This is a genomic window from Pseudoalteromonas sp. RB2-MNA-CIBAN-0110, assembly GCF_040309305.1.
GTDB classification, from domain to species: domain Bacteria; phylum Pseudomonadota; class Gammaproteobacteria; order Enterobacterales; family Alteromonadaceae; genus Pseudoalteromonas; species Pseudoalteromonas arctica.
Window position 1 is genome coordinate 1 of the sequence record NZ_JBEOOQ010000309.1, and the last position, 242, is coordinate 242.

Genomic DNA, 242 nt, shown 5'->3' on the forward strand with positions numbered 1-242 from the left:
GGCTAACAGAGTTGTCTTTGTATTGTTCTAAGTCGGAATTCAACAACTCTAATCCCAGCACCGGCGTTTTAGGAATTTCAGACATCCGAAGATCAATATGTTCTTTTCCTACTGTCATTAAATAGTGATAAATAAGACCTATTACTATCAAGAACAAGCCGACCCATGGGTTTGAGCTGCCCTTCATAAAATCTCTTAAAATTTCGGAGTATCCAAATAAGCTTTCATACCCTGCAATAACT

At 37.6% G+C, this 242-nt stretch carries 1 protein-coding gene; it reads right to left on the reverse strand.

Translation table 11 applies throughout. The features are described from left to right. A partial coding sequence (locus tag AAEY68_RS21615; RefSeq protein ID WP_350586888.1) for a hypothetical protein occupies positions 1–187 on the reverse strand: 187 nt, incomplete at its 3' end. Positions 188–242 lie beyond the last annotated feature (55 nt).